Origin of the sequence: Mumia sp., from assembly GCF_028803055.1 — a bacterium.
Classification (GTDB): Bacteria; Actinomycetota; Actinomycetes; order Propionibacteriales; family Nocardioidaceae; genus Mumia.
Window position 1 is genome coordinate 1 of the sequence record NZ_JARBCJ010000084.1, and the last position, 13,601, is coordinate 13,601.

Genomic DNA, 13,601 nt, shown 5'->3' on the forward strand with positions numbered 1-13,601 from the left:
CGACACCGGCTACGGCAACGCCGTCACCGTGCTGCGCACGGTCCGCGAGTACGAGCAGGCCGGCGTGGCCGGGCTGCACCTGGAGGACCAGGTCCACCCCAAGAAGTGCGGCCACATGAGCGGCAAGGCGGTGATCGGGGTCGCCGAGGCCGCAGGCCGCGTCCGCGCGGCGGTCGACGCCCGCACCGGCATCGTGGTCGTGGCGAGGACCGACGCCCTCTCGGTCGAGGGCATCGGCTCGGTCGTGGAACGGGCGCGCGCGTTCGTCGACGCCGGTGCCGACGCGGTCTTCGTCGAGGGTGCAGCACCTGCCGACCTGGCCGAGGTCCGTGCTGCCCTCGGCACGCCTGTCCCGTTCGTGCTGAACCGTTCGGAGGCAGCGGGTTCCGACGGCGAGGTCCCGGACGACGCGACCCTGGCCGCGCTCGGCGTGCGGCTGGTGATTCATCCGGTCTCGGCCCTTCTCGCGGCGACGCGCGCGGTGGCCGACGTCTATGCGGCGATCGCGCGGTCCGGACGCGCCGGGGAGGCTCCGCGCTGGGCGTGGGACGACCTGACCGCCTTGCTCGGACTCGATGACCAGCTCCTGCTCGAGGAGCGCTATGCAGAGGAGGTGACCGTGCGATGACCGACACGGTCGTTGTCGTGGGCGCAGGCCCGGTCGGACTCACCGCGGCGTTGACGCTGGCTCACGCCGGCCATCCGGTGACGGTGCTCGAGGCGGGGGAGACCCTCTCGGCGGAGTCGCGCGCGAGCACGTACCACCCGCCGACGCTCGAGATGCTCGAGCAGCTCGGTGTGCTCGACGCGCTGATGGAGCGCGGCATCGTCTCCCGGCTCTTCCAGTATCGTGACCGGCACGAGGGTCCGATCGCCGAGCTCGACCTCGGCGCGCTGGCCGGTGACACCCCGTACCCGTTCCGTGTGCAGTGCGAGCAGAGCAAGCTGACTCCCATCCTCCTCGAGCGGCTGCTTCAGCACGAGGGCTGCACGGTCGAGTTCGGCGAGCCGGTGACCGGCGTCGTCCAGGACGACGCCGGAGTGCGCGTGACGAGCGCGACCGGACGGGAGTGGTCGGCCGGCTGGGTCGTCGGAGCGGACGGCGCGAGCTCCGTGGTGCGCAAGGCCGTCGGTGCCGCGTTCGAGGGGATCACCTATCCCGAGCGCTTCCTCGTGGTCTCCACGACGGAGGACCTCACTGCCGCCCTCCCGGGGATCGCCGACGTCAACTACGTGTTCGACCCGTCGGAGTGGTTGGTCCTGCTGCGGACGCCGGAGCACTGGCGCATCCTCTTCCCGACCGACCCCGACAGCCCGGCGGAGGACGAGGTCGCCGCCGCCCGCGTGCAGGAGCGGCTTCGGCGCGTGGCCGACCTGGGGCGCGACTGGGCGGTGCTCCACGCGTCGCTGTACGCCGTGCACCAGCGCGTCGCCGACCGGTTCCGGACCGGTCGTGTGCTCCTGGTCGGAGACGCCGCCCACGTCAACAACCCGCTCGGCGGGATGGGGATGAACAGCGGCGTCCACGACGCGGTGCTCGCCGCGACGGCCCTTGCCGACGTGCTGGCCGGCACCGCCACCGTCGCCGACCTGGACGACGTGATGGAGCGCAGACGTGACGTCGCCCTCTCGTACGTACGCACCGTCACGCACGACAACTGGAAGCAGCTGCGCGAGCAGGACCCTGCCGCGCGCGCCGCCCACCACGCCGAGCTCCGCGCCCTGGCAGCCGACCCGGCCGCGGAGCGGGCCTACCTTCGCCGGACGTCCATGATCGACTCGTTGCGGCCGCTCGACCCGACTCTCGGGGGCGCCCGGTGAGCGGTGCGGCCACCACGCCGCGGGAGAACCCGGCCCGCACCACCGAGATCGTCGGCGAGACGCCGGTCGCCAGCGCTGCTGAGGTCGACGTCGCGGTGGCCCGAGCCCGCGCTGCCCAGGCCGGCTGGCTCGTCGTGGCACCTGCCGACCGCGCCGCGACGCTGCGCGCCGCGGCGGACCTGCTCGAGCCTGGCCTCGACGATCTCGCCGTCCTGATGGCGCGGGAGACGGGCAAACCGCTCGCGGACTGCCGCGGCGAGGTCGGGTTCGGCGTGGCCGTCCTGCGGTGGGCCGCAGACCGCGGGGAGGCCCTGCTCGTCGACCACGTCGTCGACGACGCGGAGGGCCGGCTCGTCCGCCGCCACCGGCCGTACGGGGTGGTCGCGGCGGTGACCCCCTGGAACGCACCGGTCGTCCTCACCATGCTCAAGGTCGCCCCGGCCTTGGTCGGCGGCAACGCCGTCGTCGTCAAGCCGTCACCCCTCGCTCCGTTCGCGGTCGAGCGGCTGCTCGCCACGATGGGGGAGGTGCTCCCCGAGGGGCTCCTCCAGACCGTCCACGGTCACGCCGACACCGCGACCGCGCTGGTCGGGCACCCCGGGGTCGATCGGGTGGCCTTCACCGGGGGCGACATCGCCGGACGGGCGATCGCGCGGACCGCCGCCTCGGCGCTGACGCCCTCGTTGCTCGAGCTCGGAGGCAACGACCCGGCGATCCTGCTCCCCGACGTCTCGCTCGACGACGGCGCCATGGACCGTCTCGTGATGGCGTCGTTCGCGACGAGCGGGCAGGTCTGCATGGCGGTGAAGCGCCTCTACGTCCACCGCTCGCGCTACGACGAGGTGGTCGGCGCCTACCGCGAAGCAGCGGCCCGTGTGCTGCGCACAGGCGACCCGCTCCACCCCGGCGTGACGATGGGACCGGTCGTGAGCGCGGCCTCGGCCGAGCGTGTGCGCGGGCTCGTCGCGGGGGCGAGCGCCCGCGGTGCCGAGGTGCTCGAGCTGGGGTCGCTCGACGACGCGACCGCGTTCGAGGGCGGATACTTCGTCCGACCCACCCTGGTCCTCGGTGCTGCCGACGACGACGACGTGGTGGCGACGGAGCAGTTCGGTCCGACGCTTCCCATCCTCGCGTTCGACTCCGAGGACGAGGTGGTCGCGAGGGCGAACGCCGGCGACCTGGGGCTCGGCGCCTCGGTCTGGTCGCGCGACGAGGAGCACGCGTTCGCCGTCGGGGCGCGTGTCGATGCCGGGTTCACCTTCATCAACACGCACAACCGCACCGGCCTGGCGCTGAGGGCGCCGTTCGGTGGCGTGAAGCGCTCGGGGTGGGGGAGGGAGTACGGCGACGAGGGGATCCTCGAGCACGTGCAGACCTGCGTCCTCCACGCGCCGGCCGCGTTCAGAGCCGGCGGCGTCGCGTTGGCGGCGACGGCGTACCCGAGCTGACGCCCTATCAAGTTTCGGTCACGGCTGCCCTCATGGCCGTCCTCGGCCGCCCGCGACGGGCCAAGATTCTCATTCGAACCCTGTCCGCCGCGGGAATAGATCATATATAGTCTGAGCAACGTGACCCACGTCGCACGCCCTAAAGGAGCCCCCGTGAGCCAGAGTCTGAAGTACGTGCAGGAGCACCTCGACGAGTCGGGCCCCACCGACGTCAGCGAGACCTTCGCGACCTGGGCGGCGCTCGTGGAGCGGCTCAAGGCCCGCGTGTCCGAGCGGTTCGCCCTCGAACGCGACCCGTCGTCGGAGGCCCTCGAGGACTTCGGCGGAGAGACCGGGGCCAGGGGCCGCGTCCGCACCTACTCCGGTCCGGAGATCGACTGGATGGTCCACTCGCACATGGAGAACGCCGCCGCCGGCTTCTGCAACGTGCACCTGACGATCTGGCTCGGCCCCCAGGTCAAGGTCCCGCACTTCGGGATGGCGCTGGGCTGCTTCCCGCAGGGATGGGTCTATCTCGACTCCGTCCCCCGCAGCTACCTCGTCACCGACACCGACTCGTTCGACCGCTACTACGAGCCGGTCAACGAGCGGTGGGAGCAGGTCCGCAACGAGAACTCCTTCCTGGAGCCCTTCGTCAGCCGGTCGGCGTTCGTCCGCGCGGGTCTGTCACCGACCGCGTTCTGCTACATGGCGCCCGCCGCCGACGAGATGACGAGCCTCGTCACCGAGCTGGCCGAGGAGCACCTCGATCGCTGGCTCGGCTGGGTCGACCAGGCCGAGACCGTCCCGGTCGAGGAGCAGGCTGCCCTCGCGGCCGACGACGAGGCCATCCGACGCAACATCGCCGAGCGCGACCCGGCCAACGTGATGGGCGACCGCTACTTCGGGGCCGAGACCACCCAGCAGCTCGTCCGCGCGCTGTGGGGCGGCGACCGGGTGCTGCCCCGCGCCCACGAGCACGAGGCACACCGGTCCCGATGAGCCCTGCCGTCCTCGTCCGCGCGGTCCGTACCGCCGTCGGTGTCCCCGGGGCTCCTGCCCCGTACGACACCGCGCACGTCACCGTGCGCTACCCGGCCCTGCCGGCGACGACCACGGCCGAGCGGATGAGCGGCCGCCTCCCGGCGGACCCAGCAGGTGCCCCGTACCCGCTGGCCGTCATCCTCTCCGGCGTCAACGTCGCCGCCGACGCGTACTCGTGGTTGGCGGTGCGGCTCGTCGAGGCCGGCTTCGTCGCGGTCACCTATGACTGGGTCGCGGAGCTCTTCCCCGGCAAGGACGGTCCCGCAGACGTCGGGCTCACCCCCGGCGTCGATCTCGCCACCGTCGGCCCGCAGACCTACGGGAGCGGTCCGACGACCCCGGCGCTGCGTCCGGTGCTCGACGCCGTCGCCGCGCTCGGGGAGGCAGGACCGCTCGCGGGCCTCCTGGACGTCGACACCGTCGCCCTGTTCGGCCACTCGGCCGGTGGCACCGTCGCGCTCCAGTCGGCGAGCCCTCGGTGGTTCCCCGAGGTGCGCGCCGTCGTCACCTACGGCGCGCACACGATGGCGTCGCAGATGCTCGGCCACCCGCCGCGCACCCTGCTGCCGGCACCGGTCGAGGCCCCCGTGATGCTGCTGGCCGGCACGGCGGACGGTGTCGTCGCCGCCAGCGCCGTCCGGTACGGCGAGGAGCCCGGCGCGCCTACGCACGACCCGGTGACAGCCACCTGGGAGCGGGCGCTCCCGTCGACGACCGAGGCGTGGCTCGTCCACCTCGCGGGCGCATCGCACATGCTCGCCGCCCATCCCCATGATCCGACCACCGCACGCGGGTTCCTCGAGGACCCGCCGACCGGCGACGACGCCGCACGACGCGACGCGCTCGCCACCACCGTCACCTCGTTCCTCCGCGCCAGCCTGCGCGGGGATGCCGAGGCGAAGAACGCCCTGGAGCTGCTGGCGGAGCAGCCCTGCCCGGAGATCGCCGAGATCCGGCGACGCTAGGAGGAGACCCGCGATGTTCAAGAATTTCTGGTACGCCGTCGATTTCAGTGAGGACCTCCCGGCGGGGCAGCCCAAGAAGGTGAAGCTCCTCGGGCAGCAGCTCGTCATCTATCGCAAGTCCAGCGACAACAGCGTGGTCGCGATGTCGGACCTCTGCGTGCACCGCGGTGCCGCGCTGTCCGGTGGCGAGATCAAGGACGACTGCCTCGTCTGCCCGTACCACGGCTGGGAGTACGAGCCCGACGGCTCGGTGCGCAAGATCCCCGCGCACCCCGACAAGGGCATCCCTCGCAAGGCGCGCATCGACTCCTACCCCGTTCAGGAGAAGCACCGCTTCATCTGGATCTACATGGGTGACCTGCCCGAGGCCGAGCGCCCGCCGCTGCCCGACTGGTCCGCCATCGACGACACCGAGACCTATCGTGCGGTGACCGGCAGCTTCCTCTGGAAGTCCAACTACGAGCGCATCCTCGAGAACGGCGTCGACGTCGCGCACACGCCGTTCGTGCACGGCGGTGTCTTCGGCAACCGCGAGAAGCCGGAGGTCCCCGACTTCGAGGTCGAGGAGTCCGAGTGGCACTGCAAGGTGTCGGTGAAGCTCAACCCGCCGCGCTCCAAGGGCATCTGGGGGATGATCAACCCCAACAAGCAGGACCTCAAGAACCGCCCGCCGGTCCCGGTGTCGACCACGTGGTGGCTGCCCAACATGATCCTCCTCGAGATCGACACGCCCATGGGTGCGCTCAAGATCTTCGACGTGAACATCCCGATCGACGAGGAGACCACGCTCGTCAAGTTCATCGCCCTGCGCACGTTCTTCAAGGGCAAGTGGGCCGACCGTGACGCCCGACGCCGGGTGTTCAAGGTCCTGTACGAGGACGAGGCCGTCGTCAACGCGGTCCGACCCGAGCTGCTCCCGTTCGACCTGTCGGCCGAGCTGCACGTCAAGAGCGACTACAACGCCGTGCTCTACCGCCGTCGGCGCCAGGAGCTCATCGACAGGGGCTGGTCGGTCGAGGGCAACACGATCGTCGGCGAGGGGCCGGCCCGGGTGGAGGCGCGCGTGATCCCGTCGCCCATCCGCAAGGAGGTCCCCGAGCTGGCGTCGGCGTGGAACTTCAAGGAGGTCCGCAGCAAGGAGCTGCTCGGCAAGCGCGTCGAGCGCGAGGCGCGCGGCGACGTCCCCCGCACCGACACCAACGGCACGACCGAGTCGACCGATCAGACCCGTGGAGAAGAGGTCCCCGCATGAGCACCACCGAGTCCGAGGCCCCGGTCAGCCTGCCCGAAGGCCTGTGCCGCCGTACGTGGGAGCGCATCGTCACCGAGCGCCGCCTGGTCGAGGTCACCGCCGACGACGGGTCGGCCCTGCGGACGCTCACCTCGCCGATGACGCCCGAGCCGGTGGGACAGGTGCGGGTCTTCGTCTCCGAGGACGAGGCCGAGCCGGTCGCCAAGCTCGTCTACGTCGGCCTCGCCGTCGAGATGATCGGTCTCGACAGCCACATGGTGTTCGCGTTCACCCGCGGCGGTTCGCCGATCCCGCACTTCACGCTCGACTCCGTGCAGGGTCAGGGCACGTACGCGTTCCACCTGGACCTCATCCCTCGGGCCGACCTGGGCACCCACCTCCCGTACCTCGACTGGGCCTACGAGCCGCTGACGGAGACGTACGAGGAGGTGTCGACCTGGTCGGGCCTGAGCAAGGCGGCGATCGGCCCCCGGCAGAACGCGATGATGTCTCCGTGGATGCTGGTCAACCGTGCGGATGCGGACGCCTTCGTGGCGATCGAGAGTGCGGTCACCACCTACCTCGAGCACTGGTTCGGGCTGCTCGACGCCGAGGTGCCGTCCGAGGTGCTGGCCGACGTCGAGGACACCGACCTGGTGGCCCGTGACGCCCGCAGCCGGGCCCTGGTCTTCAGCCCCGAGGTCGACAAGGTCTGGGCGCAGATCTCGCGCCTCATCGGCGAGGAGTCGGCCGAGGACGTGCGGACGCACCTGCTCGACAACGAGGTGCGCGCGTGACGGCGACCGCCGATCCCGAGGTAGGAGCCGACACCACCAGCGAGTGGCAGCAGCGCATCGAGGGGGAGTGGCACGGCCGGCCGTCGCTGTTCGACGCCCAGGGCAACCACGTCGGCTACGAGCACGTGGTCCGCGCGAGCGTCGTCGAGGACGGCGTCTCCCGCTACTGGATGCGCACGAACCTCGAGGGCAGCGGCGCGCTGCGCAACCGCTTCGAGCTCGGCGCGGACTTCGACTTCGGCATCGTCGACTCCGACCAGAACCGCGTCTACTGCGGTCCCGACTTCTACGGGACGGGTCAGCCGTACGGCTTCTTCGTCGAGGCGAACTACTACTCGCCCGGCTGGCAGGCGGACCTGCGGACCTGGAACCAGGTGCTGCCCGACGGCGTGACTCAGGTCTACTCGTCGGTCCTCCACGACGGATGGGCCGTCTGTGCGGTCTTCAACGGCGTCTACAAGCGCACGCTGGACCACGAGACGAACCCTGAGACCCAGACGTTCGTCGACGAATGGATCGCCGCCGAGACCCGTCGCGGGTCCATCCCTCAGGTCCTCCCCACCAAGGAGGCGGGCGCCTGGACAGGCAGCCTCTCGGTCGAGGACGCCGCGACGCAGACGACCGTCGGCCAGACCGACGTACGCATCGACCACGAGCCGCTCTCTCTCCTGCGCGCCCGCCAGCGGGTCACGTGGGAGGGCGCGCTCGACCGCTCCTACACCCTCGAGCGCTACCGCGACGGTGCGCGGGTGCAGTACGACGGGCCGGACGTCTTCGGCAACGCGGTCTCGTACGGCCGGGCGCTCTTCACCACGCAGCACCTCATGGGGGCTGACGCGCGCGGGGTCGAGAAGATCCGCGGTCGTGAGTTCCTCCTCGACCCGCAGACGCGAGAGCTCTCGATCGTGTGGCAGCTGCTCAGCGGTGAGCGGACGACGCACTTCGTCCACGGACTGCTGACCTGGGAGCCTGCGACGTGAGCGCCTCCCGGGTGGTCGTCGTGACCGGCGGCACTCGAGGCATCGGCCTCGGGCTCGCCGGCCAGCTCCTCGAGCGGGGCTGCCGTGTGGTCGTCTGCGGCCGGTCGTCGGCAGCGGTCGACACCGCCGTCGCCGAGCTCGGCGCCGTCGGTGGTGACCGCGTGAGCGGGATCGCCGCCGACGTCACCGACCGGGAGTCCCTGCAGAAGCTGTGGGACCACACGACCGAGACGTTCGGCCGGGTGGACGTGTGGATCAACAACGCCGGCGTCTCCGCGCCCCGCCGTCCGTTGCCGGAGATCCCCGCGGCTTCGGTCGAGAGCGTGATCCGTACCAATCTCGTCGGTGCCATCAACGGCAGCGCCGTCGCGCTCGCCGGATTGTCGGCCCAGGCCGGCGGCGGATGGATCTGGAACATGGAGGGCTTCGGCTCCGACGGCCAGCTCCAACCCGGCATGGCGGTCTACGGGGCGAGCAAGCGCGCGGTCACCTACCTCACCGCCGCGATGGTCAAGGAGGCGAAGGGCACCGACGTCCGAGTCGGCTACCTGTCGCCCGGCATCGTCGCGACCGATCTGCTCGTCGACGACTACGACGGCCAGCCCGAGGCGTTCGAGAAGGCGCGCAAGATCTTCAACATCCTCGGTGACCGGGTCGAGACCGTCACCCCGTGGCTGGCCGACCACGTGCTCGCCGCGAGCAAGAACGGGACAAGGGTCGCCTGGCTGACCCGGTCGAAGGCGATGGACCGGTTCCTCACCGCCGGCTTCCGCTCACGGGACATCTTCGCGACCGACGAGTCCCCGGCCACGAGCACGGGAGCGGTGGCCTGATGGCGATCGATCCGTGCACCGAGTACGGCCTGGCGCTGGCGATCGAGGACTTCGTGCCGGTGCTGCTCGCCGGCGCGGCCCTGGTCGTCCTGGCGAACGCGCTCGGCAAGGTGATTCCCGCCGTACGGGTGGGCGCACTTCTGGGTGGTCTCGTCGTCACTGCGGGCGGCCTCGGCAAGGCGGTCTGGAAGCTGCTCGTCGCAGGCCCCTGCGTGGAGATCCCCTTCCTCGAGCAGATGCTCTTCCCCTGCCTGGCGATCGGGTTCTCCGCGATCGCCTGGGCACTGGCCAGCGTGTACGTCGGCAAGGTCGTGTCCTGGGCGCCGTTCGCCCTCGTGCCCTTCGTCGGTGCATGCATCTCCGGCGCCGCGCGCAACCTCACCCCGATGCTCGCCATCGCCGCCCTCTCCGCGGTCGCGGTCGGAGCCATGGCCTCGGCGCTCGCCCGTCGCCACGGCGACCAGCTCGGACGCTGGCTGTTCATCTTCTACCTCGTCGGAACCCTCGTGCTCCCTCCGCTCGCCGCTCGGCCGAACCAGACCGAGGCCTTGCAGTGGATCGAGCAGCTCACGAACTCCGGCGTCCAGCTCTGCTTCCTCATCGGCGCGCTCCGCCTGAGCAGGCGGCTCCCGCACGCCGAGCGTCCCTCCGTCCCCGAAGGAGCCTCCCTCTCATGACCGACCGCCTCGGCTACCGCCGCAAGTTCGGTGTGATCGCCCCGAGCACCAACACGATCGTCCAGCCCGAGTTCGACATGATGCGCGTCCCCGGTGTCACGTCGCACTACGGACGGATCCTCATCCGAGACGGCCGTATCGCCGACGACGAGGGCATGCAGAACCTGCTCGTCCAGATCCGTGCCGCGATGGCCGACTGCGTCGAGGGCGTCGTGACGATGGAGCCCGACTACATGGTCATGGGCATGAGCGCCGAGACCTTCTGGGACGGCGTCGAGGGCAACCGCCAGTTCGTCCAGCAGATCCAGGACCTCTCGGGCGGGCTCGGCGTCGCCACCGGCGCCGAGGCCTGCGAGCGCGCGCTCCAGCTCTACGGTGCCAGGAAGATCGGCATCGTCACGCCGTACACCCCGATCGGTGACGAGAACGTCCGGAAGTTCTTCACCGAGCTCGGCTTCGAGGTCGACAAGATCAAGGGCCTCAGCTGCGAGAGCGCCGTCGCGATCGCGCACGTCAGCGAGCAGACGCTGCGTGAGGCGATCATCGAGGTGGACGGACCCGACGTCGACGCGATCGTCCAGTGCGGAACGAACCTCTGCATGACCGAGCTGGCCGACGAGGCCGAGCGTTGGCTGGGCAAGCCGGTCATCGCGATCAACGCCGCCACCTGGTGGATGGCGCTGCGCGAGAACGGCATCGAGGACAAGCTCCACGGCTTCGGGTCGTTGCTGCGCGACCACTGACCACCCCCCGTCTCCGTGCAGGGCCGTGGTCCCCCGGCCCGGCTCTGCACGGTCTGCACCGTCCACGTCTCCGCCGCCCGCGCCTCCGGCCGGGCGGCGGAGACGTGCTGTGCCGGGCGTGCTGTGCCGGGCACTGAGACGGTTCCTGGAATCGCGAGACAGTGTTCCAGTTCGGAGGTTACGGTTCCCCCACCCCGGACTCGCCGCCGACCGTGCCCGCCGTCTGCTCGGGCTCGAGGGTGATCTGGTCGAACGGCAGCAGCGGTTCCACCTCAGGGAACACCACGAGGAACAAGATGAGGACGACCCCCACGAACAGGGCCACGGCGATCAGCGCCTTCACGGCCGTGGGCCCGGGAAGGATCCGCCACAGGGCTGCGTACACGTCAGGCCTCCGATCCGGAGCGGGTCTCGACGAGGTGTCCGTGCACGATGAGGCGCTCGCTGGAGCCCCATCGGGGATGGCAGGTCACGATGGTCAGCCGGGCCTTTCGGGCTCTGGCCGCGGGCTTGCCCGGGACGGGGAGCAGGATGTCGACCGCGGTCGGTGCGACGATCTCGGTGCGGTCGACGACGTAGGTGTAGGTGTCTCCGACCGCCTCGACGACCACGGTGTCGCCCTTGCGGACGCGGTCGATGTGCGCGAACGGCTCACCGTGGGTGGCGCGGTGACCGGCAACGCCGAAGTTGCCGACCTGACCCGGCTGCGCCGTCTCGGGGAAGTGTCCGGGACCACGCGCGAGCTGCTCGTCCGACACGCCTTCCACCACGACCCACGACCAGTCGTCGCCGAGCCGGGGGATCCTCATGACGGCGATACCCGACCCTCGTGGGGGAGCGACCTTGGCCGGCTCGGCGGGCACGTTCGAGCTCGGTGTGGCGGCGGCGGCCTCGACTTGGCTCTCGAAGTCGTCTCGCAGGTCGACCTGTGCGGCCGCGGTCTGCACATCGCTCCAGACCACGAGGTAGACGGCGAAGAGCAGCACGACCACGCCACCGGTGACCAGCAGCTCCGCGCCGGAGCGCACCACGGTGCCGGCCACCCTCGCGGACTGGCTCATCACGGACCTGCGCATCAAAATCCTCTCGGATATATCATTGACAATATCGTCTGCGTGGTTGAGCCTATCCCTACTTGCACTCCCGATGTGTGCAATGCAGTGGACAGGACTGCGACTCAGGTCGGGCCCCTCGGGGCCCCCTACCCGAAGAAGGAGCGCGGGTAGATGAGATCTAAGAAACGCGTCGTGGCCCTGCTGGCTGGAGCCAGCATGCTTGCGACGACAGCAGTCACCGTGGGCGCCACCTCGGCGTCCGCGGCGACCCCGTCAGGCGGGTGTTGGGTCTACTCCGTGGCGGCTGGTGCCGCCCTCGAGGACACCTCGACGACGGGCAACCTCTCCAGCTCGCTGGCGGCGTGGGGCAACAATGCCGACTACACCCTCACCACCAGTGGCGGGAGCACGGTCGGCAGCTCACGCAACTTCACGCTGACCTTCAACACCGGACCGACCAACGGCGGTCCGGCGGCGTCCGGCACGGTCTACTACTACTTCTCGGTCAACGGCGTGAACCTGCCGGTGGTCCAGAAGGGGTTCTCCGCGCCGGGCTTCGGTCCGATCCCCGGGGACACGGTCCAGGGCTCGTTCCCGGTCACCAGCTCGGGGACCAACACCCTGAAGCTTCGCAAGGTGATCTACGACATCCCCGACTACACGCTGCGCGTCCAGTGCAACGGGCAGGCGGGCGGAGTGGCGAACGGGGTCAACCCGGCCACCACGCCGGTCGACACCAACATCAGCGCGAGCTTCTCGGCGGTCGGCCCGTCGGCCTCCATCACGGGGATCAGCAACCAGGTCGTCACCAACGCGGCACGCAAGAACGACGTGATCAGCTTCGGCGTCACGAACTTCTCAGCGGCCGGCACCGGTACGGCCGAGCTCTGCAACACCAGCGGGACCAGCTGCGACGCGACGTCCTCGACGCTCTCGATCGCGGGCGACGGCACGGGCTCGGGCACCCTCGCGGTGTCCGCCACGCCGACGACCGGGGCGCGGTCCCTGAAGGTCACCTCCGGCGGTGAGACGAGCCTGACCCCGATCACCATCCTGGGCAACGTCACCGTCTCGACGAACGTCACCGGTGGTGGCGCCGGCACGGTCGTCACCGTCACGGGCTCCAACTGGGACCCGAACCAGCCGGTGAGCGTCAGCGGCACCAAGAGCGGTCCGCCGTTCCCGCCGCCGGCCTCGTCCGACCCGGCTGTCACGACGACCGCCGACTCCGCGGGCAACATCTCGGCCACGTTCATCGTGAACGATTCCGGGACTGCCTACATCGGTGCGAGTCGCATCCACGCGCCCGGCCCCCCGCCGGTCGCCATCTTCGCCTCGCAGGCGTTCACCTTCTCCGGTGACACCTGCACGGCGAAGCAGGGAGCGGCGACCACGGGCAGCTGCTCGCTGCTCGAGACGCTCGACCTGACGGTCGTCGCGGGCGACCTGAAGATGTCGAAGGACGCAGGAAACGTTCTGATGTCGGGCGTCTCGCTCGACGGTACGGACCAGACCTCGACCGGCGATCTCAAGGACGTCACGGTGAAGGACTACCGCGGAGGTTCCCTCGGGTGGTCGCTCGTCGGTCGCTTCTCGGGCCTCAACGGTCCCGCGAAGCCGAGCGGCGGCAACTTCACCATCGCTCCGAACGCCCTGACCTGGACGCCGAAGTGCGCCGCCCAGAGCAACACCGACGACACCGTCGTCGCGGGCGCATCGGCATCGTTCGCCGATGCCTCGACCGACCTGCCGCTGTGCGCGGTGGCGACGTCGGGTCTCGGTGCCGACGGGACCAGCGGAGGCGACGCTGTCGCCGACGCCGGGCTCTCGCTCGAGGTCGGAGCCAGCCAGGCGGCCGGTACCTACACCGGCCTCCTCACGTTGACGCTGTCGTGAGTCCGCTCTCGACACGTCATCTGTCATGACACGCACCACGTAGCACCGGTCCGGGTGGGGGGGGCGCGCGCGGGCCCCCCCCCCATCGCCACCGGCCCCCGCGGCGCGGGGGGGCGCCCCCGGATACGGACC

The 13,601-nt window shown here is 70.5% G+C and carries 14 protein-coding genes; 12 read left to right on the plus strand and 2 right to left on the minus strand.

The features are described from left to right. The 11 genes from PV363_RS09745 to PV363_RS09795 all read left to right on the plus strand — a co-directional run. On the plus strand, positions 1-628 hold a 628-nt coding region (locus tag PV363_RS09745; protein ID WP_301022228.1), incomplete at its 5' end, for an isocitrate lyase/PEP mutase family protein. Continuing rightward, positions 625-1,821: an NAD(P)/FAD-dependent oxidoreductase gene (locus tag PV363_RS09750; RefSeq protein WP_301022229.1), complete on the plus strand. Its 1,197-nt coding sequence runs from the start codon at positions 625-627 to the stop codon at positions 1,819-1,821. The genes PV363_RS09745 and PV363_RS09750, both read left to right, overlap by 4 nt. Further along, the gene (locus PV363_RS09755; protein WP_301022230.1) at positions 1,818-3,269 is read left to right on the plus strand and encodes an aldehyde dehydrogenase family protein; all 1,452 of its coding nucleotides are present in this window, start codon (positions 1,818-1,820) and stop codon (positions 3,267-3,269) included. Before PV363_RS09750 ends, PV363_RS09755 begins: the two co-directional genes overlap by 4 nt. Positions 3,270-3,422: 153 nt before the next feature. Then, positions 3,423-4,250, plus strand: coding sequence for a hypothetical protein (locus PV363_RS09760; RefSeq protein WP_220346911.1), 828 nt, complete (start codon positions 3,423-3,425; stop codon positions 4,248-4,250). After that, entirely contained in the window at positions 4,247-5,257 is a 1,011-nt protein-coding gene (locus PV363_RS09765; protein WP_220341253.1) for a hypothetical protein, read from the plus strand. Before PV363_RS09760 ends, PV363_RS09765 begins: the two co-directional genes overlap by 4 nt. Positions 5,258-5,270: 13 nt before the next feature. Then, a complete protein-coding gene (locus PV363_RS09770) occupies positions 5,271-6,509 on the plus strand; it encodes an aromatic ring-hydroxylating dioxygenase subunit alpha (protein WP_220341254.1) in 1,239 nt (412 codons plus the stop codon). Beyond that, entirely contained in the window at positions 6,506-7,285 is a 780-nt protein-coding gene (locus PV363_RS09775) for a hypothetical protein (protein ID WP_220341255.1), read from the plus strand. Before PV363_RS09770 ends, PV363_RS09775 begins: the two co-directional genes overlap by 4 nt. Beyond that, positions 7,282-8,265: a hypothetical protein gene (locus PV363_RS09780; RefSeq protein WP_220365400.1), complete on the plus strand. Its 984-nt coding sequence runs from the start codon at positions 7,282-7,284 to the stop codon at positions 8,263-8,265. Before PV363_RS09775 ends, PV363_RS09780 begins: the two co-directional genes overlap by 4 nt. Then, positions 8,262-9,098: an SDR family NAD(P)-dependent oxidoreductase gene (locus tag PV363_RS09785; protein WP_301022231.1), complete on the plus strand. Its 837-nt coding sequence runs from the start codon at positions 8,262-8,264 to the stop codon at positions 9,096-9,098. The genes PV363_RS09780 and PV363_RS09785 overlap by 4 nt, the downstream gene beginning before the upstream one ends. Next, positions 9,098-9,775, plus strand: coding sequence for a hypothetical protein (locus tag PV363_RS09790; RefSeq protein ID WP_301022232.1), 678 nt, complete (start codon positions 9,098-9,100; stop codon positions 9,773-9,775). Before PV363_RS09785 ends, PV363_RS09790 begins: the two co-directional genes overlap by 1 nt. Beyond that, positions 9,772-10,518, plus strand: a complete 747-nt coding sequence (locus PV363_RS09795) for a hypothetical protein (protein WP_220346915.1) — start codon at positions 9,772-9,774, stop codon at positions 10,516-10,518. The genes PV363_RS09790 and PV363_RS09795 overlap by 4 nt, the downstream gene beginning before the upstream one ends. 178 nt (positions 10,519-10,696) lie before the next feature. Here PV363_RS09795 and PV363_RS09800 read toward each other — a convergent pair whose 3' ends face one another. Beyond that, positions 10,697-10,903, minus strand: coding sequence for a hypothetical protein (locus PV363_RS09800; protein ID WP_220341260.1), 207 nt, complete (start codon positions 10,901-10,903; stop codon positions 10,697-10,699). Between the two features lies 1 nt (position 10,904). Next, a complete protein-coding gene (locus tag PV363_RS09805) occupies positions 10,905-11,594 on the minus strand; it encodes a class E sortase (RefSeq protein WP_220341261.1) in 690 nt (229 codons plus the stop codon). A 150-nt stretch (positions 11,595-11,744) separates the two neighbouring features. On the opposite strand from PV363_RS09805, the gene PV363_RS09810 reads away from it, so the two are divergent. After that, positions 11,745-13,469, plus strand: coding sequence for a hypothetical protein (locus tag PV363_RS09810; protein WP_220365397.1), 1,725 nt, complete (start codon positions 11,745-11,747; stop codon positions 13,467-13,469). The last annotated feature ends 132 nt before the right edge of the window (positions 13,470-13,601 follow it).

Coding starts and splice junctions, on each gene's coding strand:
- PV363_RS09810 (WP_220365397.1), top strand. CDS start 11,745: ATGAGATCTAAGAAACGCGTCGTGGCCCTGCTGGCTGGAGCCAGCATG.
- PV363_RS09765 (WP_220341253.1), top strand. CDS start 4,247: ATGAGCCCTGCCGTCCTCGTCCGCGCGGTCCGTACCGCCGTCGGTGTC.
- PV363_RS09790 (WP_301022232.1), top strand. CDS start 9,098: ATGGCGATCGATCCGTGCACCGAGTACGGCCTGGCGCTGGCGATCGAG.
- PV363_RS09750 (WP_301022229.1), top strand. CDS start 625: ATGACCGACACGGTCGTTGTCGTGGGCGCAGGCCCGGTCGGACTCACC.
- PV363_RS09775 (WP_220341255.1), top strand. CDS start 6,506: ATGAGCACCACCGAGTCCGAGGCCCCGGTCAGCCTGCCCGAAGGCCTG.
- PV363_RS09795 (WP_220346915.1), top strand. CDS start 9,772: ATGACCGACCGCCTCGGCTACCGCCGCAAGTTCGGTGTGATCGCCCCG.
- PV363_RS09805 (WP_220341261.1), bottom strand. CDS start 11,594: ATGCGCAGGTCCGTGATGAGCCAGTCCGCGAGGGTGGCCGGCACCGTG.
- PV363_RS09770 (WP_220341254.1), top strand. CDS start 5,271: ATGTTCAAGAATTTCTGGTACGCCGTCGATTTCAGTGAGGACCTCCCG.